The 26,246-nt window shown below is 66.3% G+C and carries 29 protein-coding genes and 1 riboswitch; of the genes, 16 read left to right on the top strand and 13 right to left on the bottom strand.

What is annotated here, in order from left to right; genetic code table 11:
* Positions 1-41: 41 nt before the first annotated feature.
* Positions 42-797, bottom strand: a complete 756-nt coding sequence (locus tag ACSQ12_RS14565) for an amino acid ABC transporter ATP-binding protein (RefSeq protein ID WP_436065857.1) — start codon at positions 795-797, stop codon at positions 42-44.
* A 164-nt stretch (positions 798-961) separates the two neighbouring features.
* Between ACSQ12_RS14565 and ACSQ12_RS14560 the strand changes: the two genes are divergently transcribed.
* The 4 genes from ACSQ12_RS14560 (at position 962) to ACSQ12_RS14545 (ending at position 3,853) form a co-directional block, all read left to right on the top strand.
* Positions 962-1,789, top strand: coding sequence for a TIGR00730 family Rossman fold protein (locus ACSQ12_RS14560; protein WP_209743337.1), 828 nt, complete (start codon positions 962-964; stop codon positions 1,787-1,789).
* Between the two features lie 23 nt (positions 1,790-1,812).
* Positions 1,813-2,169, top strand: a complete 357-nt coding sequence (locus ACSQ12_RS14555) for a DivIVA domain-containing protein (RefSeq protein WP_436065856.1) — start codon at positions 1,813-1,815, stop codon at positions 2,167-2,169.
* A 74-nt stretch (positions 2,170-2,243) separates the two neighbouring features.
* The gene (locus tag ACSQ12_RS14550; RefSeq protein ID WP_436067007.1) at positions 2,244-3,452 is read left to right on the top strand and encodes a hypothetical protein; all 1,209 of its coding nucleotides are present in this window, start codon (positions 2,244-2,246) and stop codon (positions 3,450-3,452) included.
* A gap of 233 nt (positions 3,453-3,685) precedes the next feature.
* On the top strand, positions 3,686-3,853 hold the full coding sequence (locus ACSQ12_RS14545) for a DUF3117 domain-containing protein (protein WP_009357720.1): 168 nt from the start codon (positions 3,686-3,688) through the stop codon (positions 3,851-3,853).
* Positions 3,854-3,897: 44 nt separating this feature from the next.
* Here ACSQ12_RS14545 and ACSQ12_RS14540 read toward each other — a convergent pair whose 3' ends face one another.
* Entirely contained in the window at positions 3,898-4,530 is a 633-nt protein-coding gene (locus tag ACSQ12_RS14540) for an O-methyltransferase (protein ID WP_011692636.1), read from the bottom strand.
* Between the two features lie 295 nt (positions 4,531-4,825).
* Between ACSQ12_RS14540 and sigE the strand changes: the two genes are divergently transcribed.
* The 3 genes from sigE (at position 4,826) to ACSQ12_RS14525 (ending at position 7,020) form a co-directional block, all read left to right on the top strand.
* Positions 4,826-5,455 (top strand): RNA polymerase sigma factor SigE, encoded by a 630-nt coding sequence (gene sigE / locus ACSQ12_RS14535; RefSeq protein ID WP_011692635.1) that lies wholly within the window; start codon positions 4,826-4,828, stop codon positions 5,453-5,455.
* Between the two features lie 8 nt (positions 5,456-5,463).
* Complete coding sequence (locus ACSQ12_RS14530) at positions 5,464-6,537, top strand: anti-sigma factor (RefSeq protein WP_436065855.1); 1,074 nt, start codon at positions 5,464-5,466, stop codon at positions 6,535-6,537.
* Between the two features lie 81 nt (positions 6,538-6,618).
* The gene (locus ACSQ12_RS14525; RefSeq protein WP_209743345.1) at positions 6,619-7,020 is read left to right on the top strand and encodes a Sec-independent protein translocase TatB; all 402 of its coding nucleotides are present in this window, start codon (positions 6,619-6,621) and stop codon (positions 7,018-7,020) included.
* 79 nt (positions 7,021-7,099) lie between these two features.
* On the opposite strand, the gene ACSQ12_RS14520 is transcribed toward ACSQ12_RS14525, so the two are convergent.
* Genes ACSQ12_RS14520 through ACSQ12_RS14510 form a run of 3 tightly spaced genes read right to left on the bottom strand, consistent with a single transcriptional unit; the run spans position 7,100 to position 10,225 of the window.
* A complete protein-coding gene (locus tag ACSQ12_RS14520) occupies positions 7,100-8,227 on the bottom strand; it encodes an Mrp/NBP35 family ATP-binding protein (protein ID WP_436065854.1) in 1,128 nt (375 codons plus the stop codon).
* An 11-nt stretch (positions 8,228-8,238) separates the two neighbouring features.
* A complete protein-coding gene (locus ACSQ12_RS14515; RefSeq protein WP_209743349.1) occupies positions 8,239-8,961 on the bottom strand; it encodes a DUF1003 domain-containing protein in 723 nt (240 codons plus the stop codon).
* Positions 8,942-10,225, bottom strand: a complete 1,284-nt coding sequence (locus tag ACSQ12_RS14510) for a magnesium transporter MgtE N-terminal domain-containing protein (protein WP_209743351.1) — start codon at positions 10,223-10,225, stop codon at positions 8,942-8,944. The genes ACSQ12_RS14515 and ACSQ12_RS14510 overlap by 20 nt, the downstream gene beginning before the upstream one ends.
* Positions 10,226-10,301: 76 nt before the next feature.
* Here ACSQ12_RS14510 and ACSQ12_RS14505 point away from each other — a divergent pair, with 76 nt between their 5' ends.
* Positions 10,302-11,240: a general stress protein gene (locus ACSQ12_RS14505; protein WP_436065853.1), complete on the top strand. Its 939-nt coding sequence runs from the start codon at positions 10,302-10,304 to the stop codon at positions 11,238-11,240.
* A 64-nt stretch (positions 11,241-11,304) separates the two neighbouring features.
* Here ACSQ12_RS14505 and ACSQ12_RS14500 read toward each other — a convergent pair whose 3' ends face one another.
* A complete protein-coding gene (locus ACSQ12_RS14500; protein WP_436065852.1) occupies positions 11,305-12,897 on the bottom strand; it encodes an aminopeptidase P family protein in 1,593 nt (530 codons plus the stop codon).
* Between the two features lie 72 nt (positions 12,898-12,969).
* Here ACSQ12_RS14500 and ACSQ12_RS14495 point away from each other — a divergent pair, with 72 nt between their 5' ends.
* The gene (locus ACSQ12_RS14495; RefSeq protein WP_436065851.1) at positions 12,970-13,818 is read left to right on the top strand and encodes a PHP domain-containing protein; all 849 of its coding nucleotides are present in this window, start codon (positions 12,970-12,972) and stop codon (positions 13,816-13,818) included.
* A gap of 13 nt (positions 13,819-13,831) precedes the next feature.
* On the opposite strand, the gene ACSQ12_RS14490 is transcribed toward ACSQ12_RS14495, so the two are convergent.
* The 3 genes from ACSQ12_RS14490 to ACSQ12_RS14480 form a co-directional block, all read right to left on the bottom strand.
* Positions 13,832-14,698, bottom strand: coding sequence for a DNA-methyltransferase (locus tag ACSQ12_RS14490; protein WP_436065850.1), 867 nt, complete (start codon positions 14,696-14,698; stop codon positions 13,832-13,834).
* A gap of 8 nt (positions 14,699-14,706) precedes the next feature.
* Positions 14,707-16,464, bottom strand: coding sequence for a DEAD/DEAH box helicase (locus ACSQ12_RS14485; RefSeq protein WP_436065849.1), 1,758 nt, complete (start codon positions 16,462-16,464; stop codon positions 14,707-14,709).
* 299 nt (positions 16,465-16,763) lie between these two features.
* Positions 16,764-18,236, bottom strand: a complete 1,473-nt coding sequence (locus ACSQ12_RS14480; protein ID WP_436065848.1) for an RNB domain-containing ribonuclease — start codon at positions 18,234-18,236, stop codon at positions 16,764-16,766.
* 41 nt (positions 18,237-18,277) lie between these two features.
* On the opposite strand from ACSQ12_RS14480, the gene ACSQ12_RS14475 reads away from it, so the two are divergent.
* On the top strand, positions 18,278-18,952 hold the full coding sequence (locus ACSQ12_RS14475; protein WP_436065847.1) for a ferritin-like domain-containing protein: 675 nt from the start codon (positions 18,278-18,280) through the stop codon (positions 18,950-18,952).
* On the opposite strand, the gene thiE is transcribed toward ACSQ12_RS14475, so the two are convergent.
* Positions 18,953-19,654 carry a thiamine phosphate synthase gene (gene thiE / locus ACSQ12_RS14470; RefSeq protein ID WP_436065846.1) on the bottom strand — a complete coding sequence of 234 codons (702 nt, stop codon included), beginning with the start codon at positions 19,652-19,654 and terminating at the stop codon, positions 18,953-18,955.
* Positions 19,655-19,680: 26 nt separating this feature from the next.
* Positions 19,681-19,800: riboswitch (TPP riboswitch) on the top strand.
* Here thiE and ACSQ12_RS14465 point away from each other — a divergent pair.
* The 4 genes from ACSQ12_RS14465 to ACSQ12_RS14450 all read left to right on the top strand — a co-directional run bounded on the left by ACSQ12_RS14465 (position 19,787) and on the right by ACSQ12_RS14450 (position 22,573).
* Positions 19,787-21,139 (top strand): FAD-dependent oxidoreductase, encoded by a 1,353-nt coding sequence (locus tag ACSQ12_RS14465; protein WP_436065845.1) that lies wholly within the window; start codon positions 19,787-19,789, stop codon positions 21,137-21,139. It overlaps the preceding riboswitch by 14 nt.
* Positions 21,136-21,372, top strand: coding sequence for a sulfur carrier protein ThiS (gene thiS, locus ACSQ12_RS14460; protein WP_011692620.1), 237 nt, complete (start codon positions 21,136-21,138; stop codon positions 21,370-21,372). Before ACSQ12_RS14465 ends, thiS begins: the two co-directional genes overlap by 4 nt.
* Positions 21,373-21,377: 5 nt before the next feature.
* Positions 21,378-22,199 (top strand): thiazole synthase, encoded by an 822-nt coding sequence (locus ACSQ12_RS14455; RefSeq protein ID WP_209743370.1) that lies wholly within the window; start codon positions 21,378-21,380, stop codon positions 22,197-22,199.
* A gap of 23 nt (positions 22,200-22,222) precedes the next feature.
* Positions 22,223-22,573 (top strand): 4a-hydroxytetrahydrobiopterin dehydratase, encoded by a 351-nt coding sequence (locus ACSQ12_RS14450; protein ID WP_436065844.1) that lies wholly within the window; start codon positions 22,223-22,225, stop codon positions 22,571-22,573.
* Here the strand turns inward: ACSQ12_RS14450 and ACSQ12_RS14445 are convergent.
* From ACSQ12_RS14445 to ACSQ12_RS14435, 3 genes are read right to left on the bottom strand one after another with little or no spacing between them, the layout of a single operon-like run.
* Positions 22,570-22,872 (bottom strand): hypothetical protein, encoded by a 303-nt coding sequence (locus ACSQ12_RS14445; protein ID WP_011692617.1) that lies wholly within the window; start codon positions 22,870-22,872, stop codon positions 22,570-22,572. The genes ACSQ12_RS14450 and ACSQ12_RS14445 overlap by 4 nt on opposite strands.
* A 49-nt stretch (positions 22,873-22,921) precedes the next feature.
* Positions 22,922-23,146 carry a DUF3107 domain-containing protein gene (locus tag ACSQ12_RS14440; RefSeq protein ID WP_436065843.1) on the bottom strand — a complete coding sequence of 75 codons (225 nt, stop codon included), beginning with the start codon at positions 23,144-23,146 and terminating at the stop codon, positions 22,922-22,924.
* A 51-nt stretch (positions 23,147-23,197) separates the two neighbouring features.
* Positions 23,198-23,884, bottom strand: a complete 687-nt coding sequence (locus ACSQ12_RS14435; protein WP_209743378.1) for a TetR/AcrR family transcriptional regulator — start codon at positions 23,882-23,884, stop codon at positions 23,198-23,200.
* 66 nt (positions 23,885-23,950) lie between these two features.
* On the opposite strand from ACSQ12_RS14435, the gene moeB reads away from it, so the two are divergent.
* Both moeB and ACSQ12_RS14425 read left to right on the top strand, forming a co-directional pair.
* Complete coding sequence (gene moeB / locus ACSQ12_RS14430; RefSeq protein WP_436065842.1) at positions 23,951-25,150, top strand: molybdopterin-synthase adenylyltransferase MoeB; 1,200 nt, start codon at positions 23,951-23,953, stop codon at positions 25,148-25,150.
* 45 nt (positions 25,151-25,195) lie between these two features.
* Complete coding sequence (locus ACSQ12_RS14425) at positions 25,196-26,239, top strand: SDR family NAD(P)-dependent oxidoreductase (protein WP_436065841.1); 1,044 nt, start codon at positions 25,196-25,198, stop codon at positions 26,237-26,239.
* The last annotated feature ends 7 nt before the right edge of the window (positions 26,240-26,246 follow it).

Here is a 26,246-nt window from a genome sequence, read left to right as displayed (position 1 = left end):
GGTGGCCTAGGTGCGAACTGAGTTGGTGCGGTCTCGGGGAATCAGTGAGTGAGGAGCTTGGAGAGGAAATCCTTGGCGCGGGTGCTCTGCGGGTTCGTGAAGAATTCCTCGGGCGTCGAGTCCTCGACGATCTGGCCGTCCGCCATGAACACCACGCGGTCAGCGGCTTTACGGGCGAAGCCCATTTCGTGGGTGACCACGATCATGGTCATCCCTTCCTTGGCCAGCTGGATCATGACGTCAAGGACTTCGTTGATCATCTCCGGGTCAAGGGCCGAGGTGGGCTCGTCAAAGAGCATGACCTTCGGCTTCATGGCCAGGGCGCGGGCAATTGCCACGCGCTGCTGCTGGCCGCCGGAGAGCTGTGCCGGCAGCTTGGGTGCCTGGTGTCCGACGCCGACGCGTTCCAGCAGTGCCATGGCGTCCTTGTCGGCCTGCGCCTTGGACACCCCTTTAACCTTGATCGGCCCCAGGGTGACGTTCTCGAGGATCGTCTTGTGGGCAAAGAGATTGAAGGACTGGAACACCATTCCGACGTCGGCCCGCAGCTTGGCGAGTTCCTTGCCTTCCTCCGGGAGTTCCTTACCGTCGATGGCGATCTTGCCGTCATCGATCGTCTCCAGACGGTTGATGGCCCGGCAGAGAGTCGATTTACCGGAACCGGACGGTCCGATGACCACAACAACTTCGCCCTTGCGGACGTTGAGGTTGATGTCCTTCAGTACGTGCAGCTGGCCGTAGTGCTTGTTCACGGCTTTCAGGGAGACGAGCGCATCGCCGGGCACTTGAGTAGTCATAAGAGAGAATCTAGCGAACATTAGCGGGATATGACGGCAATCACTCCAACTTCATGCAGATCGTAATTCAAGAGATACCTGCAGGTCAGCGCCCCGGGTGCCCGCTGCTGCGGGTTCGGACGCGCCGGACGGTCGGGCTTGTCGAACCGCGCTAGCCTTGGTGGATGAGTACCGATCCGCAGCCTTCTCCAACTCCAGTACCTCCCATTGCCACCCGTCACAAGGGTCCGCTGGAGCTGCGACGCAAACAGGCGGCAGTGGAGATGTCGGACCAGCACCTGCTGGACACGAAAGGCCCGGGCCAGTTCGTCCACACCGACCCCTGGCGCGTGCTCAGGATCCAAAGTGAGTTCGTGGAAGGCTTTGGTGCCCTCGCGGACCTGGGGCCGGCCGTCAGCGTGTTCGGATCCGCCCGCACCAAACCCGGATCCGTCTACTACGAACTGGGCGTTGAAGTGGGCCGCAAACTGGCTGAAGCGGGAGTTGCCGTTATTACCGGCGGTGGCCCGGGCTCCATGGAGGCGGCCAACAAGGGTGCCGTCCAGGGAAACGGCGTCTCCGTGGGACTCGGCATTGAGCTCCCGTTCGAACAGGGCCTCAACCAGTGGGTGGACCTCGGAATCAACTTCCGCTATTTCTTCGCACGGAAGACGATGTTCGTGAAGTATGCCCAGGGCTTTATTGTCCTTCCCGGCGGCTTGGGCACCCTGGACGAACTCTTCGAAGCGATGGTCCTGGTCCAGACCCGGAAGGTCACCTCGTTCCCCATCGTCCTGCTGGGCACTGCCTTCTGGGGACCCATGATCGACTGGATCAGGGGCACGCTCGTGGAAGACGGGATGATCTCCGAGAAGGACCTGAGCCTCATCCAGGTGGTCGACGAGCCCGGCCATGCGGTGGACCTGGTCATCCACGGCGCCATCCGCCCGTCGCCGGGAAGCAGCACGGGCAATGGCGCAGGCGGCCCGAACGGCAATCAGCGGCCGGAGTAGCTGCCGCTCCGGTGTCTGGCACGATGGATCCTGTGAGTTTCTTCCTGATATTCCTCGCCATCGCTTTGATAGGCGCCGCGCTCTTCTTCGGAGCGGATTCCGCGTCGGGTATTTTTCGGCGCCGACGGTCCGCGGAGTCCGCGCTTTTGGACGGTTTCGACGAACCTGTGGCCTCGCTTCCCCCGGTGCTGCTTCCTGCCGAGGCGGCGCCTGCCGATGTCGACCGGATCCGTTTTGCCCTGGGGCTGCGCGGTTACCGCATGGATCAGGTTGACCAGGTCCTGGACGACCTCCGGGACCAGCTTGCCGCCAAGGACCAGGAAATTGAACGCTTGCGCGCGGAACTCGCGCCGGCGCAGCCAGGGGAGAGCGGGCCTTGAGCCAACAGGGCACGTCGGCCGGTCGGGTGGTGCCGGAGGGAAACCAGGGAGTGAATGCCCTGCTGCGTCAACGCATGGGTTCGGCCGCTGCGCGCGCGGGCCTATGGCCGTGGTGGGCGCAAGTGGCCTGCGTCTACACTGCCGCACGGCTTGTCAGCGCCTGCATCTTCATGGCGGCCGCCCTGCACCAGGGAGTCAACCCGTGGTTTCCCGCAAAGCCTGATTATTGGAACTTCATCAATATCTGGGACGCCCGCTGGTACGGCGAGGTACTCCGGAACGGCTACCCGAGTCAGCTTCCCGTGGACGACGGCGGCAACGTCCAGGAGAACGCCTGGGCTTTCTATGCGCTCTTTCCGATGCTCGGGCGGGCACTCTCGGCCATGACGGGCATGGACCCCGCGCTGGCCCTCACAGTCATCGCGATGGCTGCCGGGCTGGGTGCCGCGCTGGTGGTGTATCGGCTCTTTCGGCAGAAAGCCGCCCACCGCACGGCGATGTGGGGTGTGGTCTTCTTTTCCACCTTTCCCGTGGCCGCCGTCCTCCAGGTTCCCTATGCCGAGTCGCTGAACCTTTTGCTGCTGGCGTCGGCACTGCTCCTGGTCATGCAGAGGCGATATCTGTGGGCTATGCCGGTAGTCGTCCTCATGTGCCTTTCCCGGCCCACGGGGGTTCCGTTTGCCGCCATGGCTGGAGGATTGCTCGCCTACCGTTTGTGGGAGCGCACCCGTCCCGGCATCCGACGCGGCGATGAGGCCCCGGCTCACAGTGGACGGGACCTCCTGGGCCTGGCGGGTTTGACCGCAGTCAGCGGACTCGGCGCCCTGATGTGGCCTGCCATCGCCTGGGCTGTTACCGGAGATCCTTCGGCATACACCAAGACGGAAACCGTCTGGCGCGGCCATGACCTTGTGCCCTTCAAGCCGTGGTTCGACACCGGAATCCAGCTCTTCGGGCCAGCATTGGGGGTGCTGGCTCCATTCATATTTGTAGCGGCCTTCGGGCTTGTCATGACATCCTCCCCCGTGGCGGCATTGGGGACGGAGCTGCGGCTTTGGTGCGTCTGCTACATGGGTTACCTGCTCGTGTTCCTGCATCCCCAGACCAGCACGTTCCGGATGCTCCTGCCGCTCTTCCCGCTGGCGCTGAGTGCAGCCCTCATGTCGCGTTCCCGCGCCTACCGGGGAACCGTGGTCACCATGTTCGTCCTGCTCCAGATTGTCTGGATCGTATGGCTGTGGGCCTGGGCCCAGCTGCCCGGCGGGGGAGACTACCCGCCGTGACCCGGGCGCGGGCGCTATGACCGCGGCCACAATTTTCCAAGTGATGAAGAAAATCCATCAATTAGCTACAGCCGGGTAATTACAGGATAATAGGGGTGAAGCATGAACAAATTGCATTCAAAACTGTTCAGCCATGGCGGTTGCTGCTAAGCCGTCATAGCGGCTTGATTGACGACGCGGCCACAGCCCGCCCGGGCTGGTAGGTCCTGGGACTATTGGAGGGGATTTTCCTCATGGCGGCTATGAAACCACGCACCGGCGACGGCCCTATGGAAGTAACCAAAGAGGGCCGCAGCTTGATTATGCGTGTGCCGCTCGAAGGCGGGGGGCGGCTTGTGGTCGAACTTAACGCGGCAGAGGCGGCAAACCTCAAGGAATGCCTGGTCGGCGTTACCGAATAGATTTGCTCTGGAAGGGCCCGCGGCTTTTGGCTGCGGGCCCTTCCTTATTTCTTGACCGCTACCAACAGGCCGTCACCGGTGGGCAGCATGGCCGAGGCCAGCCGTTCGTCGTCGCGAATTGCCTTGCCCACCTGGCGAAGAACCACGGTGGTTGAATCCCGGGCCGCCGGGTTGGCTACGCGGTCCTTGTCCAGGGCGTCGTTGATGACCAGCAGGCCTCCGCGTTTCAGCAGGCGGATTGCCTGCTCGACATACCCCGGAATACCCGGCTTGTCCGCGTCGATGAACACCAGATCGTAGGCGCCGTCGGTCAGCCGCGGCAGCACGTCACCGGCACGGCCGGAAATGGTGCGGGTCCGGTTGGCGGGGCTTCCGGCCTCCTGGAAAGCCTCCCGTGCCGCCCGGAGGTGTTCCACGTCCACGTCGATGGTGGTCAGGACCGCCTGGGGGCCAAGGCCGCGGAGCAGGCAGACACCGGAGACGCCGGCTCCTGTTCCGATTTCCACGGCCGTCTGCGCTTTTGAAGCTGCCGCCAGTACCGTCAGCACCGCGCCCACGCCCGGTCCGACCGGGGTGACGCCCAGCTCAAAGGAACGCTCCCGAGCATGCAGCAATACTTCATCCTCGGCAGGCAGATCTTCTGCATAGGACCAGCTCGTGGACTTATCGGCGCTCATGAGGATTCGCTTTCTGGGCGGCAGGGGATTGTTCCTAACAGCGTACTGTGTCCGGCGGCGCCCGGCCCGGAGGTGACGGCCCGGCGGGCTGTGGCTGCGGCCCGATGTGACGGGCGCAACTCCTCCGATTCCGGGCAGAGAAGGTTTCCGCCCAAGGCTGAAGACCCCGGATAGTCAGGAAATTCCCAGCCAACTTTGAAATGATGTTAATCCGCTCATCCAGGAGGTGATCGGCGCCGAAGCACTGGTGTCAGCACCGTCCAGGCGTTAGTACCATCCACGAGGGGAGTGGACGATGTCAGCATCAGTTGTGGCACCTGTCCCGGCAATTGAAGATTCAGTGGCCCAGTCAGAAGCGGAGTGGGTCAGGCCAACCTGGGAGGAAGTGGTAACCAACCACTCCGCCAAGGTCTACCGCCTTGCCTACCGTTTGACCGGCAACAAGTACGACGCCGAGGACCTCACCCAAGAGGTGTTCGTCCGCGTCTTCAGGTCGCTGGAGAACTTCAAGCCCGGCACGCTCGACGGCTGGCTCCACCGGATCACCACCAACCTCTTCCTGGACCAGGCGCGGCGCAAGAGCCGCATCCGATTCGACGCCCTTGCCGAAGACGCCGAATCACGGCTCCCCGGCCGTGAACCTGGCCCCGAACAGAGCTTTGAATTCAACAACCTGGACCTCGATGTCCAGGCGGCCCTGGAGGAACTGCCGCCGGACTTCCGCGCCGCCGTCGTCCTGTGCGACCTCGAAGGCCTGTCCTATGACGAGGTGGCCGAGGCGCTGGGCGTCAAACTCGGAACAGTGCGGTCCCGCATCCACCGCGGACGCACCATGCTCCGGGAGAAGCTGGCGCACCGGGATCCCCGCACCAGGCAGTCCCTTAAGCCACGGCTCAAGCTGCCGCGCATCGCCGGCATCCTCTGATCGGCTCCATGGGTCAGCTGAGAAACCTGCTGCGTGGCCTTGGAGGCAACTGTGCGCGCGGACTGCTGCCGCGCAGCAAGCGCGGACGCAGCGCGGAGCACATAAAGTCCTGCCCTGAATGCTTGACGCTGCAGTGGCGTGAGCGCCAGTACCTGGAGCGCATGCGGCGTGCCTCGATCCCGGCCGCCAGCGATGACTTCACGGCCAGGCTCCTGGCCCGGACGCAGCAGCTCGCCACGGCGTCAGGGGCGGCCGAAAACACCGCAGCCTGGCACCCCGCACCCGGCTACGCTGCTGCAGGATCCCGGACGCTGAGGGGCCTCGGCATCGCAGCAGGCGGAGCCGTTGCCGCAGCCGGTATGGTCACTGCCGCCGCATATTTCATGGCCGGTGATCCCGCGCCCGAGGCAGGAGCCGCACCCGCAACGTCGGTCCAGCAGGAGGAAGCCACCTTCGGGCTGCAGTCGTCGACGGGCTCCGCGTCCCTCGGGACAGCCGGCATGCTGACAAGTGCCGATCTTGAACAACTCCGCACGCAGGGTTGGTCTTGCCCGGAGCTTCGGGAGATGGGTTTCCACATGCTCTGGGCGCGGCGGGAAGCTGTGGCGGGGCAGGGAATCCTGGAAATGAGGCTCACCGACGGGAAGCATTTTGCCACCGTCCTGGAACAGCATCCGCAACCGGGCCCGGCAGGTGCTGCACCATCCACCCGCCCGGTGACATCGCCTACGAATATCCTGACCGGCCGTCCTGCAGCGGACGACGGGTTCGTGCCCGCGGCGCCAGGCGCTGCCGGCAGTCCGGCGGGCGGTGCCGGGTCGCTCTGGATCAACGCCGCAGCCCCGTGGCGTGCCATTTACCAGGCACCCGGTGTGACGTTCACCTACATTTCGGACCTGCCCGCAGACACGGCCGACGACGGCGTGACGGAGTTGGTTCGCTCAGGTTCGGTCACGCCGGTGCACGGCATCAAGGACGCTGCGGGGTCCGCAGCGGCCGCCAGCACCTCGGCCGCCCCGGAAGACCTGACCGCAAGGCTGCAGCGCGGGCTGGGGCGCATTGTGGAGCTTTTCACGCCATGAGGCGGCTGCCCGCCGGGACGGCCGTTGTGCGGCCCGCGTCAGAATCGTCACCAGTGTCCCGGAGAGGGTAATCTTCCTAGGGTGTTTGGAATCAACGGTCCGGAGTTTCTACTTCTGCTGATCATCGGCGTCCTGGTGATCGGCCCCAGCCGGTTGCCCGAATACACCCAGAAATTGGCGAACCTGGTCAAGGAAGTCCGCCGGATGGCGTCGGGCGCCCGGGAACAGATCAAGGACGAAGTCGGCATCGACATCGACGAGGTCGACTGGAAGAAATACGACCCGCGCCAGTACGATCCCCGCCGGATCATCAAGGAAGCCCTGCTCGACGACGACACCAAGCCCGTCAGCGCCGGCGCGCCGGCAGCGGTTGCGGCCGTTGCCTCGGCCTCTGCCGCGTCCTATGCGGAAGAGCGCCCGGCACGCGTCATTGAACGGCTGGCCGACGGCGAGCGTGCACCGTTCGATTCCGAGGCCACCTAGGCCGGAAGTCCGGCAGCCTCCATCGCGGGGCCGGGACTTTGACGGGCGCAATCGCCGAGACGGATGTCGCCAGGCTCAATCAGCGGGGCTGCAGGCCCAGCTTCATTCCCGTCAGCCCCCGTGGCCTCGCTGCGAGCTTCCCCGCAATTCCCGTCAGCGCCTGGGCCGCAGGAGTCTCGGGCCGGCCGAGCACGATCGGCTCGCCGGCGTCACCGCCCTCGCGCAGCAGGATGTCCAGCGGTATCTGGCCCAGGAGCGGCACGTCCGCACCGACCGTGGCGGACAGCCGTTCGGCGAGCACAGCGCCGCCGCCGCTGCCGAACAGTTCCATCCTCCCGCCGTCGGGCATTTCAAGGAACGACATGTTCTCCACAATCCCGGCCACCGACTGGCCTGTCTGCGTAGCGATGGCGCCGGCCCGCTCGGCGACGTCTGCGGCGGCGGTCTGCGGCGTGGTCACCACCAGGATCTCGGCCTTCGGAAGCAGCTGCGCCACGGAGATGGCGATGTCCCCGGTTCCCGGGGGCAGGTCAAGGAAGAGGGCGTCCAGGTCGCCGAAGTAGACGTCGGTGAGGAACTGCTCAAGGGCCCGGTGCAACATGGGCCCGCGCCACGCGACCGGCTGGTTGCCCTTGACGAACATGCCGATGGAAATGACTTTGACGCCGTAGGCCACCGGCGGCAGGATCATGTCGTCGACCCGGGTGGGAGCCTGGTCGATGCCCATCAGTGCAGGGACAGAGAACCCGTACACGTCGGCGTCGATGATGCCGACGCGCAGGCCTTGGGCTGCCATGGCGCAGGCGAGGTTGACTGTCACGGAGGACTTGCCCACTCCGCCCTTGCCGCTGGCCACGGCGAAGACCTTCGTGAGGGAGCCGGGCTGGTTGAACGGAATGCCGCGCTGGCCGCCGGGGCCGCGGAGCTGCTCTTTCAACGCGTCCCGCTGCTCCTGCGTCATGACTTTGAGCTCGACGTCGACGTGGGTCACTCCGGGGACCGCGGACAGCGCGGCGGTTGAGTCCGCGGTGATGGTGCCGCGCAGCGGACAGCCCGCAATGGTGAGCAGGACAACGAGTCGGACGCGTCCGCCGTCGTCAATGGTCACCGACTCCACCATGCCGAGTTCGGTGATGGGGCGGCGCAGTTCGGGATCGATGACAGTGGCCAGTGCAGCGTCCACTGCCTGGGCCAGGGGGGTGATCATACGGTCAGTACTCAGCTTTCGGGGGTGTTGAGGTGCGCAGGGTAGCCGGTATGTTCCGGCTTCACCCTGGGGATCTGCTGGGTCCGCGGGTTACGCTGCTTGTCCCGCCGTTCCTTCAACTTCTCCTTGACCTTGTCCTTGGGGGACTCGTGGCTTCCCGTGCCGGACGGATCATGGGTGCGGAGTTCTTCCTGCGCCTCCAGCATGTCCTCGAGGAGGCTGCGGAGTTCGGCACGGACGTAGTCACGGGTGGCAACTTCACGCAGTGCGATGCGCAGCGACGCAAGCTCCCTGGTGAGGTATTCGGTGTCCGAGAGATTGCGTTCGGCGCGCTGGCGGTCCTGCTGCAGCGACACGCGGTCACGGTCGTCCTGGCGGTTTTGGGCGAGCAGCAGCAGCGGGGCCGCATAGGACGCCTGCAGGGACAGCATCAGCGTCAGCAACGTGAAGCCGAGCTCGCGTGAATCGAACTGCCATTCCAGCGGGGCCCACGTATTCCAGACCAGCCAGAAGATGCAGAACACCGTCATGTAGACCAGGAACTGCGGCGTTCCCATGAAGCGGGCAAAGCCTTCGGTCGTCTGCCCGAAGGCGTCCGGGTTCGGTGAGAACTTCGGCAGGATCCGCTGGCGCCCGCTCAGGGGAGTGTCGAGGCTTCCTTTGCCGCCGCCTTTACCGCCCGGCCGGGCAGTGGAGGTTCTGGGTGTGCTGTTATCAGCCAACGCGGCCTCCAAGTTTCCTTATCGGGGCGTCGTCCTCGTGGGCGCGCCAGTCATCCGGGAGCAGGTGATCCAACACGTCATCAACAGTCACCGCCCCCACAAGCCGACCGTCGCTGTTGACCACGGGGAGCGAGTTGAGGTTGTAGGTGGCCAGGGTGCGGGCCACCTCGCTGATGTGCGCCTGGTCCGAGACCGGTTCCAGGGTTTTGTCCACGAGGTTTCCGAGGGGTTCCGGCGGAGGAAAGCGCAGCAGCTGCTGGATGTGGACGACGCCGAGGAAACGGCCGGTGGGCGTCTCCAGCGGAGGCCTGGCAATGAAGATCGACGAGGCCAGGGCGGGGGAGAGTTCCTCGCGGCGGACGTGGGCGAGGGCCTCGGCGACGGTGGCCTCGGGCGGGAGGATGACCGGGACCGGGGTCATCAGACCGCCGGCGGTGTCCTCGTCGTACTCCAACAGGCGGCGGACGTCTTCGGCGCCCTCGGGTTCCATGAGCTGAAGCAGTTCCTCCGCCTGGGCGCTGGGGAGTTCGGCGAGGAGGTCGGCGGCGTCGTCGGGGTCCATCTCTTCGAGGACGTCGGCGGCGCGGTTGACGTCGAGGGCGGAGAGGATTTCCACCTGGTCACCTTCGGGCATCTCCTGCAGGACATCGGCGAGGCGCTCGTCCTGGAGTTCGCTGGCGACCTCGAAACGGCGCTTATCGCTCATTTCCTGGAGGGCCTCGGCGAAGTCGGCAGGCTTCAGGTCCTCGTGGGTGGCGACGAACTGGGTTGCGGCCTGCGGCTCCGTCTTGGCGCCCTGCTGCGCGTCGGCCCAGTCGATGATCATGGTCTCATTGCGGCGCAGCCGGCTCAGCGGCGAGAGGGAGTGCCCGCGGCGGACGAAGAGCTTGCTGACAAACCAGTCGCCGGAACGGTGCTTGTCCATCGCGATGTCCTCGATGGTGGCATCGCCGCTGCCATCGGCGAGGGTCACGCGGCGGTCGAACATCTCAGCCACCACGAGGGTTTCCGCGCCGCGCTGTTCGAAGCGGCGCAGATTGACCAGGCCCGTGCAGATGATCTGGGTCTGGTCGATCGAGGTGATTCGGGTCATCGGTACGAAGACGCGCTTCTTACCGGGTACCTCCACTACGATGCCCACAACGTGCGGGGCGCCCCGGGTGCCGCGGGAGAGCACGACGACATCGCGCAACCTGCCGAGACGGTCGCCCAGGGGGTCGAAGACATCCAGTCCGAGGAGGCGCGCAACAAACACCCGCGAAATATTTGTGCTCACCACTACAGGCTACCGAGTCTGCTCTCTTTTAGCTGAATTTCAGCCTGCACACAGCCGGATGGGCAAGAATGGATGTATGTCAAACATTTTTGGTGCCCCCAAGGCCGGTGTCCCGAACGGGCCGGACGAGTTCCGCACGGTTCCGGCCGGGGACACCGTCGGTTCGTATACCTCTTACCTGGACGCCCAAAAGGCGGTGGACTACCTCGCAGACCAGCAGTTCCCCGTCCAGCTGGTGTCCATCGTGGGCAACGACCTCAAGATGGTGGAGCGCGTTACCGGCCGGCTGAGCTACCCGCGGGTGGCGTTGTCGGGCGCACTGAGCGGTATGTGGTTTGGCTTGTTCGTGGGCGTCATGCTGTCCTTCTTCTCGCCGACCGGCGGGTACTTCTCGATTGTGACCTCGGTGCTCATGGGTGCGGCGTTCTTTATGCTCTTTGGCATCGTGACCTACGCGATGCAGCGCGGGAAGCGCGACTTCACCTCAACCAGCCAGGTGGTGGCCACCAACTACGACGTCGTGGTGGCCTTTGAGGCGTCCCATGAGGCACGGCGCATGCTGCAGCAGCTGCCCATGACCACGTCGGATGCGTCCGCCGGGGCCGCATCGTATGGCCAGACCCAGCCGTTTCAACAGCCGGGGCACCAGCACGGTCCGCAGCCGGGATCCGGACCCCAGCAGGGCCCCGGCCCGCAGCAGGGATCCGGACCCCAGCAGGGCCCCGGCCCGCAGCAGGGATCCGGACCCCAGCGTCCTGCAGGATGGAACGATCCTTACGGCCAGAGGACGCCTGAGGCAGGGAACCAGCCGTCCTACGGCGCGCATGCAGCGGCCGCGCCCGGCAACGGACCGCAGGCCGCTTCCGAGGAACAGCATCAGGCCGCGCCGAAACCCGCAGTGCGCTACCCCGATCTCCCGGACGGCCGGCCGCAGTACGGTGTCCGCGTGACCGACACCCACAAACAGGAGGACGGACCCAGGCAGGAGCCCGCTGAGGGCGGCAACCAGCAGTAGTAGTCCCCCTTACACAAAGGCCTCCGTCCGGATGATCCGGACGGAGGCCTTTGTGTTTAGCGGCTTACGGCTGTGTGTGCTCTGCTTCCTGGTAGATGCCCGCCATCCAGGACTCGACGTCGTCCGCCTTGCGGGGGAGTGCGGCGCTGAGGTTGACCGGACCGTCGGCAGTCATGAGGATGTCGTCCTCGATCCGGACGCCAATGCCGCGGTATTCCGCCGGAATCGCGAGGTCTTCGTTCTTGAAGTACAGGCCCGGCTCGATCGTGAACACCATTCCCGGGGTGAGGACGCCGTCCAGGTAGAGCTCACGCTTGGCCTGGGCGCAGTCGTGCACATCGAGGCCCAGGTGGTGGCTGGTGCCGTGGGGCATCCAGCGGCGGTGCTGCTGGCCTTCGGGGCTGATGGCTTCCTCGACGGACACGGGCAGCAGGCCCCATTCCGCGAGGCGCTCGGCGAGGACGGTGGTGGCGGCCGTGTGGATGTCGCGGAACTTGGTGCCGGGCTGCGCGGCGGCGAAACCCGCGTCCGCCGCGTCCAGGACAGCCTCATAAACCTTGCGCTGGACTTCGGTGAACGTGCCGTTGGCGGGCAGGGTACGGGTGACGTCGGCCGTGTAGAGGGAATCGGCCTCAACGCCGGCATCCAGCAGCAGCAGCTCGCCGGCGCTGACCGTTCCGGTGTTGCGCGTCCAGTGCAGCACGGTGGCGTTGTTGCCCGAGGCCGCGATGGTGTCGTAGCCCAGCTCATTGCCCTCTTCCCGGGCACGGGCAAAGAAGGCGCCCTCGACCACGCGCTCGCCGCGCTGGTGCGTCAGGGCCCGGGGGAGGGCCTTGACCACTTCGGTGAACCCTTCCACGGTCGCGGCCACGGCGATCCTCATCTGCTCGACTTCCCACGCATCCTTGAGCAGGCGGAGCTCGGAGAGGGCCTCGGTGAGCTTCTCATCAAGGGCATCCAGCACGCCCAGGTCCAGGTTGTCCGGGTCCTTGGCCGTGTTGTAGCGGGCAGTGTCCACCAGGGCGTCGATGTTCTCGTCCACCTTGCGCACCAGCCGGATGGAGATACCGCCGATCTCGGGGGCGCCCACATTCTTGGTGATTGCCAGTTCGAGCTCGTCGATGTGGGCAGTGGCGAGGCCCAGCCTGCGTTCGAATTCTGCCAGCGTGGGGCGGGCACCGATCCAGAATTCGCCCGAGCGGGAGTCTGCATAGAACTGTTCGGTGTCGCGGCCGGCGAGGGGGCGGAAGTAAAGAGTGGCGCGGTGGTTCCCGCCGTCGTCGCCCTTTCCTTCTTCCACCGGTTCGAAGATGAGCACGGCGTCGGGCTCGTGGTCGAGGCCCAGGCCGGTCAGGTGGGCAAAACCGGAGTGCGGGCGGAAGCGGTAGTCGCAGTCATTGGAGCGGACCTTCAGCGGCCCGGCAGGGACCACCAGTCGTTCGCCCTTGAAAAGGCCGGAAATGGTGCGACGCCGGGCGGCGGCGTGATCGGCCACGGCGTCCCGATCGGGGAGCTCTTGTGCCGAGGGCGCCCAGTTGCTGGCCATGAAGGCCTTGAAGGCGTCGGAACTGGGCCGCTGCGAGCGGTTGTTGACGCGCTCTTCGAGGGGCTGGTTTGCTGTATTTTCACCGTTGTAGGTGTTGTCTGCATCGTTCACCGTCCCATAGTCTCACCAGCTGCGTGGCCGGGGCCACCGAACACCGCACCGGCCATCTACTAGGCTGGGCAGGTGAGGATTGATCTGCATGCCCACTCGAATGTTTCCGACGGCACGGAGGCGCCCGCAGCGGTGATGGCGGCCGCCGCAGCCGCGGGCCTGGACGTGGTGGCCCTGACCGACCACGATTCCACCGACGGCTGGGCGGAAGCTTCGGCGGCGGCCCGGACGGAGGGCATTGTCCTGGTACCCGGCATGGAGATTTCCTGCCGGACGGAGGAGGGCATCAGCGTCCACCTGCTCAGCTACCTGCACGATCCGTCGCACCCCGGCCTGCTGGAGGAAATCACCAAGGCCAAGGACGCCCGCCTCATCCGGGCGGAACGCATGGTCACCCTCCTGGCCGAGGACTACCCGCTGACCTGGGACGACGTCATCCACCATGTGGCACCCGGCGCGACGCTGGGACGGCCGCACATTGCCGATGCCCTGGTGGCGGCCGGGGTGGTCGCGGACCGGACCGAGGCCTTTGCCTCGATCCTGACGTCTCAGTCCCGGTACTTTGTCCAGCATTACGCCCCGGATCCGGCCGTTGCCGTGGCCCTGGTCAGGGAGGCGGGAGGCGTGCCCGTGTTCGCCCACCCGGTGGCCTCGGCGCGTGGCCGGGTGGTGGGCAGGCGCACCTACCTGGAGATGATCGACGCCGGCCTGGCCGGCCTGGAGATCGACCACCGCGACAACCCGGAGAAGGGCCGCGCCTACCTGCGTGCACTCGCCGAGGAACACGGCCTGCTGGTCACAGGCTCCTCCGACTACCACGGCACCGGCAAGCCGAACCTGCTGGGCGAGAACCTCACGGCACCCGAGGTCCTGGCGAGGATTGAAGAGCAGGCCAGCGGAACCGCCGTCGTGCGTCCTTGAACTCTTCCGTCCCTTACGGGAACGACGTAAACGACGCCAGGGCGCTGAGCCGCTTGGCCATGACGTCGATGGCAGGCTGGTTCTGGTCCACGCAGACGAATTTACGGTCCAGCTTCGCGGCGACGGCACCGAGGGTGCCGGAGCCGGCGAAGAAGTCCAGGCACCAGTCACCCGGCCTGCTGGAAGCGGCCACCACGCGGCGGATCAGGCCCTCGGGCTTCTGCGTCGGGTAGCCGGTCTTCTCCTTGCCGGTGGGGGAGACGATGGTGTGCCACCAGACGTCGGTGGGCAGCTTCCCCAGCTCCCGCTTTTCCGGAGTGACCAGTCCGGGCGCCATGTACGGTTCGCGGTCCACTTCAGCGCTGTTGAAGTGGTACTTGGCCGGGTTCTTGACGTACACCAGGATGTTGTCGTGCTTGGTGGGCCAGCGGAATTTGGCGCGGGCGCCGTAGTCGTAGGCCCAGATGATCTCGTTCAGGAAGCACTCCCGGCCGAAGATGGCGTCCAGCATCACCTTGGCGTAGTGGACCTCCCGGTAGTCCAGGTGGAGGTACAGGGTGCCGTCGTCAGCCAGTAGCCGCCACGCTTCCACGAGCCTGGGTTCCAGGAAGGACCAGTAGTCGCTGAAGGCGTCGTCGTATTTGTGCAGGGCGCCCTTGATCGTGTCGTAGGAGCGGCCCTTGAAGCCCACGCGGTCGCCGCCGCCGTCCGCGTTGCGCACCATGGTGGTCTGCTGCCGGCTCTGGGCGCGGCCCGTGTTAAAAGGCGGGTCGACGTAGATGAGTGTGAAGGCGCCGTCCGGCAGCGTGGGGAGGTACTCCGCGTTGTCCGCGTGTACCACCAGGTTGCTGCCGTCCGGCGCCCAGACGGTGTCAGTCATTGAGGGGTTTAGGCCTCGGCGTTGCCAGGCTGGGTGCCGTCCTGGCGTGCGTTGCCGCCGCCCACCACTTCACCGTTGCGGCGGCGCGTGCGGGTGCGTCGGCGGGCGCGGGTTGCCCGGTCGACCTCCGCCGGCGCTGCAGCGGGCGCTGCGGCCACGGGGGCTGCGTCGGCTGCCGGAGCAGCTGCCGCAGTGCTGTCGGAAGTACGACGACGGCGCTCACCTGAACGTCCGCCCTCACGTCCGGCGCCGTCCCTGCTGCTCCCGGCCTCGCTGCGGCGGGAGTCGCGTACGCCGGAGCGGCCGCTGTCGCGTCCGCCGCCGGTGCTTCCGCCGCGGGCGGTGTCACGGCCGCCGTCCCTTGCGCTGCCGCGCCCGGGCTTCTTGCCGGTCTCGCCCAGGTCCTCGAGGACCTCGGCGTCGACGCCGGCGAGTACGCGCTTGTCGCGGGGCAGGCGCCCCTTGGTGCCTTCCGGAATGTCCAGTTCCTCATAGAGGTGCGGGGACGAGGAATAGGTTTCCACCGGCTCCGGCACGCTGAGCCCCAGCGCCTTGTTGATCAGGCCCCAGCGCGGCATGTCGTCCCAGTCGACGAAGGTCACGGCGGTGCCCTTGTTACCGGCGCGGCCGGTGCGGCCCACGCGGTGCAGGTAGATCTTTTCGTCTTCGACGCACTGGTAGTTGATGACGTGCGTGACGTCGTCGACGTCGATGCCGCGGGCGGCGACGTCGGTGGCCACCAGGACGTCAACCTTGTTGTTGCGGAAGGCCCGGAGGGCCTGCTCCCGGGCACCCTGGCCAAGGTCGCCGTGAATGGCGGCCGCAGCGAACCCGCGGTCCACCAGTTCTTCCGCCACCTTGGCGGCAGTGCGCTTGGTCTTGGTGAAGATGATGGTGCGGCCACGGCCGCGTGCCTGCAGGATGCGGGCCACTACTTCGATCTTGTCCATGCTGTGGGCGCGGTAGATCAGTTGGCGGATGTCGCGCTTGGTCAGGCCCTCGTCATCCGGATCAGCCGCACGGATGTGCGTGGGCTGGGTCATGTAGCGGCGGGCCATGGCGATGACCGGGCCGGGCATGGTTGCCGAGAACAGCAGGGTCTGGCGGACGGCGGGGGTCCCGGCAATCAGTGTCTCGACGTCCGGCAGGAAGCCGAGGTCCAGCATTTCGTCGGCCTCGTCGAGGATGACGATCTTGACGTTCTTCAGGCTCAGGTGCTTCTGCTTGTACAGGTCGATCAGGCGGCCGGGGGTGCCGACAACAATTTCGACGCCCTTCTGCAGGGCATCCACCTGCGGCTCATAGGCGCGGCCGCCGTAAATAGTGGCAATGCGGGCATTGCGCTTCCGGGCGGCGTTTTCCAGGTCCTTGGCAACCTGGACGGCGAGCTCCCGGGTTGGCACAATCACCAGTGCCTGCGGAGCGCCCGGGACTGCCAGCTTGTCAAAGCCGGGGTCGTCGCGGCCCACCACGCGCTGCAGCGCGGGGATGCCGAAGCCCAGGGTCTTGCCGGTGCCCGTCTTGGCCTGGCCGATGATGTCGTGGCCGGCGAGGGCCACGGGCAGCGTCATTGCCTGGATGGGGAAGGGGTGGGTGATTCCGGCGTCGGCCAGGGACTCGACGATGTCGGCCCGGACGTTGTAGTCCGCGAACGATTTCTCCTCGATCTCGTGCGGCTTTTCGTCCGAGATGATGGTCTCTTCCGGCTCAATCGTTTCAGTGCCGGTTTCGTCGGTCAGAAGTTGGTGCGTATGCAATTCACTCACAGGGGAGTTTCCTTATTCATTTGGGCATTGGCGCTGCTTGCTCAACGGGGCCGGCCGCGAGGCCGTTCCGGAGCACGCTCGGGCGCGCAAGCAAATCCAGTGGAAGCCGATCGCGGGCTATCTAAATGCTGGCACTGGGGACCAGCGGGCGTATCTCAAGATCGCGTAGGGGCGGGCTTGTTGAATTCAAAAATCATGGAAATCAACGACCGGGCATCCATTACTACCCCCTCAGTCTAGCTGTTGACCGCAACCACCACCGACTGACGCCCCGGACGCGGTCCACAATCAGCCGGCAGTCACTCCACCAGTTCAAGCCGGATCACGCGCGTGCGGATGTCCGACGAGATCAGCCTGACCCGGACCGTGGTGCCGGACTCGAGTTCGCCGGGGCACCGGGCCGTCACCGCAGGGTCCGCGATCTGGATGATCCCGGACGGTCCGTTGCCGTTCCCGTTGCCGCCGTTCCCGTTGGGCTTGCCCGGTTTCGACCCGGAGATGACGACGGCGTCGAACTCCTGCCCGATGTGGTTGACGAGGAGGGCGGCCTCCACCGTATCCAGGGCCAGCCGTTCCATCCTGGCCGCCAGCTGGTCCGAGGCCGCCATGATTTCCGGCAGCGAGGGGAGTGCTTCCCGGGCCCAGTCGGGAACCGCGGTGCGGTTGCTCAGCGCCTCACAGATCACCAGGACGAAGCGGTCGATCAGGCGGCGCAGCGGTGCCGTGGTGTGCGCATACGCTGCCCCGATGGCCGACTGGATGGCGTCCTCCGGCACGGTGCCGTCAAAGGGCGTGTAACCGGCGCCCCGGAACAGCATCCCGGCGGAGTGCAGGATAGCCAGCTGCCGGGGGTCGGTGGGATCAAGGGAGCGCAGGTACTCGCCGTAGCTCGCCTCACCGTCCCACGGCTTGCCGAGCGCATTTGTCTGCCGCTTGAAATGCAGGAGCGACCGTTCGTCAGGGGCGGGCATGGTACGCAGGATCCCGACCCTGCCTTCGAGCATAAGGTCAGCGGCAGCCATTCCGGTCATGAGGGAGATCTGGGCATTCCAGTCCTCCACGGGGAGGGGCGGCGCCGCCACGATGCGGTAACCGCCGTCGGGCAGCTGTTCGATCTCTTGTTCCGGCATGTTGAGGCTTGCGCCGCCGCGGAGCCGTTCCAGTTCCACGCGCTTGATCCCCACTTCCCTGAGGAGCAGCAGGACGGGGGCGGCACTGCCGGAATCCAGCTCGGCCTGGACGCCTTTGTAGCTGAGCTTCGCCCGGCTCCGGATCCTGGCCCGGCGCACCAGCACGGACTCCACGCGGGCCTCCGCATCCAGGTCGAACTCCCACACGAACGCGGCGCACAACTGTCCGGCCAGCAGGCTGCCGGCCTGCTCGCTGATGGCTTCCGGGTGCAGCGGAATCCGTCCGTCCGGGGCGTAGAACGTCTGCCCCCGCCGCCGCGTTTCGGCGTCGAGCGCTCCTCCCGGCGCCACGAAGGACGGCACATCGGCGATGGCGTAAAAAACCTTGTACCTGTCGCCTGACCGCTCGATGAAGAGGGCCTGGTCCAGGTCAGTGGAGGACGGGGGATCGATGGTCACAAAGCCCACGTCCGTGAGGTCGAGGTCAGGCATCTTGTGCTCCGCAATGGCCGCCAGCGCATCCCGCAGGACTTCGTCAGGGAAGGGCCCGGGCAGCTCCAACTCCGTGCGCAGCGCGTTTAGCGCCTCGGCCAGCCGGTTGGTCTGTTCGTGGACACTTGGAGTCAGGTGATGATGTGACACGAAAGTCAGGTTAGCTCCATTTGCGCCATTAGTCTTGGACGATGAGCTCATCCCCGGCTGACACCGCTCGCTACAACCGTTTCGTCGCAGACCTGTTCGGAATGATGGCCTACGGCGAGCTGTCAGCGTTCGAGAGGTTCTCCGCTGACGCGCGGTATTCGCCCACCCTCCACGACCGGGCCGTGCTCGGCAGGATTGCCGTCGTGGAGTTCCGGCATTACGAGCTGGTGAGCGCCCGCCTTGAGGCCATGGGGATCGACGCCGAGGATGCCATGCTGCCGTTCCAGGCGGCCGTGGACTACTTCCATTCGCGGACGCGCCCGGCCGACTGGTACGAATCCCTGATGAAGGCCTACGTGATCGATACAGTCTCCGCCGACTTCTACCGGGCCATCTCCCGCTATGTTGACGCCGGAACGCGGGACGTCATCGAACAGATCCAGGCCTCCGATGAGACAACGGAGGTTCTTCGCGAACGGCTGAGGAACGCCCTCGCCGACGATCCGAGGCTCGCTTCCAGGCTGGCGCTGTGGGGCAGGCGGCTGCTGGGCGAAGCACTGACCCAGGCGCAGCGTGTCAGCTACGAGCATGCGTTCGTGGGAAGCCTGATCGGCGGCGGGGACAGTGCCGCTGCGAAAGAGCTGGTCAGCGGGCTGATCGCCGGGCTGGCGGAGAAGCATTCCAAACGGATGACGCAGCTCGGCCTGACCGGATAGTCAGGACGCGCCGGCGTCGAGTGCCGCCAGGAGCGACCTCGCGGCCGCGGCGGGGTCGTCGGCCTCGGTGATGGCGCGGACCACGACGATCCGCTCCGCTCCTGCCGCCGCCACCCGCTCAACGTTGCCCAGGTCGATGCCTCCGATGGCGAACCACGGCAGCGCCGGACCGTCGACGCCTGCCCCCGCAGCGCTGCCGGTCGTTTTGCCGGTGGCCTCTGCCGCGTAACGGACGAGGTCGAGGCCGACGGCGGCACGGCCCGGCTTCGTGGGAGTGGCCCACACAGGCCCGACGCAGAAATAGTCCAGGCCCCCGGCAGCACCGGATGCGGCGATGGCGGCGTCGATCTGCCCGGGGCTGTGCGTCGACAGGCCGATCACGGCCTCACCGCCAAGGAACTTCCGGGCGGACGCCAGGGGGAGGTCCTTCTGCCCGACATGAAGCACCGGGGCACCGGAGAGCGAGGCGATGTCCGCGCGGTCGTTGACCGACCACAGACGGCCGTGGCGGCGGGCCGCGGCTTCCAGTACTTCGAGCAGCTCGAGCTCCTCGGCCGCTTCCAGGCCCTTGTCGCGGAGCTGGATGATGTCCACGCCGCCTGCGTAGGCGGCATCGACGAAGTCGGCGAAATCGCCCCGCTCGGTGCGGGCATCAGTGCAGAGGTACAGGCGGGCATCGGTAAGGAGAGCTTGCTCGGTCATGGCACAAGCCTAGTTCCCCTAAACTGGGGGAGTACCGCGGGAGCCCGCCGCAGCTGTCACAAAGCTGCAGGGCTGAGAGGGCGTCAGAGCCGACCGCTTGACCTGATCCGGTTAGTACCGGCGTAGGGAAGGATGACAATGACCCCGCAATCCCCGGCAGGCCGGCCGCCCGCGCGCAGTCGCGGCGAGCACGGCGTGGACATCAGGGCCGACGTTGCCGTGGTCGGCGGAGGAATTATCGGCCACGGCATTGCCTGGGAAGCCGGGCAGTCGGGCAGGTCCGTGGTGATCATCGACGACGCACCGGGAACGGGCGCGAGCTGGGCCGCCGCCGGCATGCTGGCGCCGGTCAGCGAACTCCATTACCAGGAGGAAGACCTCCTGGAACTCATGCTCCACTCCTCGGGACTGTGGCCGGCCTTCGCAGCCGGCCTGGAAACCGGGCGTGCGTCCCGTGAACCCGGCGCCGACGGCCCGGACACCGGCTACCTTACGACGCCGACCCTCGCCGTGGGTGCCGACGCCGCAGACCGCCGGGCGCTCGCCGACCTGCGCGGCGTCCAGCAGGCCGGCGGCCTGACGGTGGAACCGCTGACGGTCAGGGAAGCCCGGGGACGGGAGCCGCTGCTGAGCCCCGGGATATCCTGCGCCTTCGAGATTCCGGCCGACCATCAGGTGGATCCCCGCAAGCTGCTGGCCGTGATCTCGGATTCCCTGCCGGGGTCTGCCGTGCGTGTGCGGGCCGCCGGCCTGCTCTGGGAGGACGGGCGTGTCAGCGGCGTCAGCCTGGCCGGTGGAGGAACCGTGCACGCAGACGAAACGATCATTGCCAACGGACTGGAATCCGCGTCCCTGGGCGGACTGCCGCCCGGACTTCAGCTGCCGCTCCGCCCCGTGTACGGCGACATCCTGCGCCTGCGCGTCCCCGCCTACCTGCAGCCCCTGCTGACATCCACAGTCCGTGGAATGGTCCATGGAGTTCCCGTTTACATCGTGCCCCGGCAGGACGGCACCGTGGTGATCGGGGCCACGCAGCGTGAAGATTCGCTGTCGGGAGCGGGTATCGACGCCCCCGTGACGGCGCCTGTGGGACCCGTAACACCCGCAGGATCGGCCGTTTCCGCCGGCGGCGTCTACCAGCTGCTCCGTGACGCACAGGTGCTGGTTCCCGCCGTCGCGGAACTGGAACTGCTCGAAGCCACGGCGAGGGCCCGTCCGGGAACGCCGGACAACGCGCCGCTGCTGGGCCGGGTAGCGGCCGCAGGAACCGGCCTGGATATTGAGGGCCTGATCATTGCCACCGGATTCTTCCGGCATGGCGTCCTGCTCACCCCTGCAGCGGCGTCCATCTGCAGGCAGCTGATGGACGGCGACGCCGATCCACGCTGGGCTCCGTTCCGGCCCGACCGGTTTTCCGGCCTTTCGGCCGGACCGGCAGCGCCTGCACACACCGTCACAATTGACCCGAACAAGGAAACAGCATGAACATCACACTGAACGGCACGGCACATGCGGTGGCCGACGGCGCGTCCGTCACCACCCTCGTCAGCCAGGTCACCGGCAGGAACCTCGCGCCCAACGGGCAGGCTGCCGACGGCCAAAAACTGGGCGTGGCGGTAGCGCGGAATTCCGAGGTGGTGCCGCGCAGCCAGTGGTTCGTCACGGCGCTGGCCGAGGGCGACGACGTCGAACTTGTTACCGCGGTACAGGGAGGTTGAGCATCATGGCAGGAACAACGGTTGCCGGCACGGCAGGGACCGGTCAGCAGGCGGCGGCGGACGCATTCATTGTGGACGGCATCCCGCTGGGATCACGGTTGATCATGGGCACCGGCGGTGCACCCAGCCTGGACGGGCTGGGAGCTGCCCTGATCGCGTCCGGCACGGAGCTGACCACCGTGGCCATGCGCCGCTATTCGCCGGCCGAAACAGGCTCGCTGTTCCAGCTCCTGGTGGACCACAACATCCGGGTGCTGCCCAACACCGCCGGCTGCTTCACCGCCCGGGACGCCGTGATGACTGCGGAACTGGCGCGGGAGGCACTGGAGACGGACTGGGTGAAGCTTGAAGTGATCGCCGACGAACACACCCTGCTGCCGGACGCCGTGGAGCTGGTGGACGCCACCGAGCAGCTGGTTAACCGCGGGTTCAAGGTGTTCGCCTACACCAATGACGACCCCGTGCTGGCGCTTCGGCTGGAGAACCTCGGAGCCACCGCCGTGATGCCGCTCGGGTCCCCGATCGGCACCGGCCTGGGCATCCTGAACCCGCATAACATTGAGCTCATCGTTTCCAGGGCGTCCGTTCCCGTGGTGCTCGATGCCGGCATCGGCACGGCGTCCGACGCGGCGCTCGCCATGGAACTGGGGTGCGACGCGGTGCTGCTGGCGACAGCAGTGACCCGGGCGCAGAACCCGGCGATGATGGGGCAGGCCTTCAAACACGCGGTCATCGCCGGTAGGCTGGCGAAAGCGGCAGGACGGATTCCGCGCCGCGAGCACGCTCTTGCCTCCTCGGCCATGGAAGGCCGGGCGGAGTTCCTGTAGGCGTACCATCCAAGGAGCCAGCGGTGACAGGCACGGAAGACACTCTTAGCCAAACCCAGATTGACGCCGCGCTCGCAGAGCTGCCCGACTGGCGGTACCAATCGGGTGGCCTGGTGACCGTCTTCAAGGCGCCGACCGCGGCCGCTGCGCTTGAGCTGATTGCCGCCGTCGGGCGCCTGGCTGAGGAACAAAACCACCACCCGGACCTGGACTGGCGCTACAACAGGGTGTTCATCCGCTTCACCTCACACGACGCCGGTACCCAGGTGACAGGGCGGGACGTCGCCGCCGCGGCGGCTGTCAGCGCCGCTGCCGCCGTCGTGGAAGCTGTGGCCGTTCCAGCCAAGTACCCGCCCGGCGCCTCAAGTACTTAGAGCCGCAGCGCGGCGGTGAGCTCCTTCGTGTCATGCAGGGCACGCTTCCGGCCCAGGTACACCGCGGCGGCAAGAGCCGCCCCGGTGCCCAGGACCATGGGCAGCACCCACGGAATCCACGTCAGGCCGGGCTGGTAACCAAGCCCTGCGGCCATGAAGATGATCCAGCTCAGCATCCCCACGGCGGTGGCCACGCCTGCCGGCATTCCGATGCCGTACTTCGCATGCCGCCTGTCGTTGGCCCAGACAACAAAGCCTGCGGCCACAGTCACGAGGGCCACGATTACCAGGGAAAGCATTCAGCGAACTCCTTGCTGCAGGGCGTTTCGGGACAGGTGAAACGGTGGCTTAGAGCTGGCCGAATCCGACGCGGCGGGCCTCCTCGGCGCCGATCTCAACGTAACCCAGGACGTTGGCGGGAATGAGGATCACACGGCCTTTTTCGTCAGTCAGGCGCAGTTCGGCGCCCTTGGTGATGGATTCCTCGACGAGCTTTGCGACCGCGTCAGCATCCTGAGCCGATTCCAGCACAATTTCGCGGCCAATGTTCTGAATGCCGATCTTTACTTCCACAGCGAGGCCTCCCAGCCAATCAAAGTTCTAAAGGTGTTCTCTATTTGTAGTCTAGGTTTCCTTGGGAAAGCGCGAGATTCCGCGCCAAGCTAAACGATAGATCAGGTCACTGGCCACATCGAGGTCCAGGTTTCCATCGGTTTCAAGCCAGTAGCGTGCACTGACCTGCGCCATTCCGGCGAGTCCGCGCCCCAGCAACTGGGCCTCCAGCATAGGGAGCTTGGTGTCCTCGGCGATGACCCGCGCAATGGCGTCGGCAAAAGTCTTGTTGAATGTTTCGAGCCTGGAACTGACGTCGCTGTCATTGATCAGGTCCGATTCAAACACCAGGCGGTGCGCCTGGTCATCGCTGGCAATGAAGTGATAATAGGCGCGCATGACCGCCTGGACGCGTTCGTCGTTGTCGTCGGTGGAATTCAGTGCCCCCATCATGAGCTCGGTCAGAGCACTGAGGTGGCTGTCCAGCAGGGCGAGGTAGAGCTCGCGTTTGGAAGGGAAGTGCTGGTACAGCACCGGTTTGCTGACATGGGCCGTCTCAGCGATCTCGTCCATGGCAGCGCCGTGGTATCCGTTGGCCACAAAGACTTCCTGGGCGGCCGCCAGCAACTGGGCGCGTCGTTCGTCACGCGGGAGCCGCGCCGAACGCGCACCGCCGGCCCGCGCTGGTCCCGCGGCTGCCTTCCCGGCCTGTGTCCGATCAACCGGTGCCTGATGAACCACTGTTGGCCTTCTTTCCATTGCAGTTACCTACACTTTACGCGCGGGTAATATGACCTTGCGGCATCTTCGGGCATACATTGAAGTATGGCTTCCACGTTCACCGCAACTGCTGTCCCCGCAACCCTGGATCCGCTCGTGGAACCGGCGGATGCCCTGACCGCCGAAGAGGTGGAGCGCTACTCCCGCCACCTCATCATTCCGGAGATCGGCGCGCTGGGCCAACGCCGGCTCAAGAACGCCAAGGTCCTGGTCATCGGTGCCGGCGGCCTGGGCTCCCCGGCCCTCCTCTACCTTGCCGCCGCAGGGGTGGGAACCCTGGGAATCGTCGACGACGACGCCGTTGACCTGAGTAATCTGCAGCGCCAGGTCATCCACGGCGTTGCGGACGTGGGCCGGTCCAAGATCGAGTCAGCACGCGATTCCATTGCCGCGCTGAACCCCTTGGTGGACGTTCGGCTCCACAACGTGCGGCTCGACGCCTCGAACGCGCTGGAGCTGTTCGCGGGCTACGACCTCATCCTGGACGGCGCAGACAACTTCGCCACGCGCTACCTGGTAAACGACGCCGCCGCCATTCTCGGCAAACCCTATGTCTGGGGCTCCATCTTCCGCTTCGACGGCCAGGTAAGCGTCTTCTGGGAGAAACACGGCCCGACGTACCGCGACCTCTACCCGGAGGCACCGCCGGCAGGGTCGGTGCCGTCCTGCGGCGAAGGCGGAGTCTTCGGGATGCTGTGCGCCGCTGTGGGCTCGCTCATGGTGACCGAAGCGGTCAAGTTGATCACCGGCGTCGGGCGTTCCCTGCTGGGGCGCGTAGCGCTGTTCGACGCCCTCGGCGGCAGCTGGCGGGAGATCAAAGTGGCCCGGGACCCGGCAGCCGAGCGCGTCACGGAACTCACTGACTACGAGGCGTTCTGCGGAATCGTTCCGGAGCCGGCCACCGCGAAAGAGAACACTGTTACGGCCACGCAGCTGGCCACCATGCTGGCTTCGCGCAAAGCCGGGCTCAAGGACTTTGACCTCGTGGACGTCCGGGAGCCGGGCGAGCACGACATCGTCAGTATTGACGGGGCCGTCCTCATCCCGCAGGGAAGGATCCTGGCGGGCGAGGCCTGGGCGGAGCTGCCCCAGGACAAGGACATCGTTTTCCACTGCAAGGCCGGGACCCGCTCCGCAGCGGTCCTGGCTGCGGCCCGTAAGGCCGGCTACCAGCGGGTCAGCCATCTCGACGGCGGCATCCTGGCCTGGGTGCGGGAAGTGGAACCGGGCAAGCCGGTTTACTGAGCATCGGATTGAGCAGCCGCACCACCGCCCGAGGAAGGCCCAGGCATGAACCAGGACCACGGCAGGACCCCGCAGCGAAAGATCGGCTCCGGATTCGGCAAGGAGTCGACGGCCGCTGAGGTCGTTGCCGGCATCGACCTCGGCGGGAAGACGGCCATCGTGACGGGCGGGTACTCCGGCCTCGGGCTGGAGACGGTCCGGGCGTTGGCGTCCGCCGGTGCCCGCGTCCTGGTGGGAGCAAGGAGGCCGGACCACGCCCGGCAGGTGCTGGAGGCGGCAGGGATTGCCGCCTCGGAGTGGAGCCCGACGGCGGCCTCAACAGCGGGCGGGAGTGTGGGCGTGTCCGCCCTGGACCTGGCGGACCTGGCAAGCGTAAAGGACTTCGCGGACAGCTTCCTGTCCCCGGGGTCCGAAGAACCCCGCACGGGCCTGGACATCCTGGTCAACAACGCCGCGATCATGGCCAGCCCCGAGCAACGGGTGGGCCCCGGCTGGGAGTCGCAGTTCGCCACCAACCATCTGGGCCACTTTGCGCTGACCAACCTGTTGTGGCCGGCGCTCTCGGCCGGGCATGGCGCACGGGTGGTGTCGCTGTCCTCCACCGGGCATAAGCTCTCGCCCATCCGGTTCGACGACATCAACTTCGACGCCGGCTACGACAAATGGAAAGCCTATGGCCAGGCCAAGACTGCCAACTCCCTTTTTGCCGTGCAGCTGGACTTCCTCGGCCGGGAGTCCGGCGTTCGGGCCTTCGCCGTGCATCCCGGCGGGATCATGACTGAACTGCAGCGCCACCTGCCGCGGGCCGAGATGGTGGCCGCGGGCTGGATGGACGGGAACGGGAACGTCGATGCCAGGTTCAAGACCCCGGAACAGGGTGCCGCAACCTCGGTGTGGGCCGCCACGTCTCCGTTGCTGGAGGGGATGGGCGGGGTCTACTGCGAGGACTGCGATATCGCGGAGCCCACCCGGACGGGAAGCCCCGAAGCACGGATCAGGGGAGTGGATGCGCACGCAGTGGATCCGTCGGATGCAGCGCGCCTGTGGGCCCTCTCGGCGAAGATGACCCGTGTGGACGCCTTCGGCTGAGTTCTGC

It is taken from the genome of Arthrobacter sp. LjRoot14 (assembly GCF_964253905.1).
Taxonomy (GTDB): Bacteria; Actinomycetota; Actinomycetes; order Actinomycetales; family Micrococcaceae; genus Arthrobacter.
This window is presented reverse-complemented; position numbering and strand designations above follow the sequence as displayed.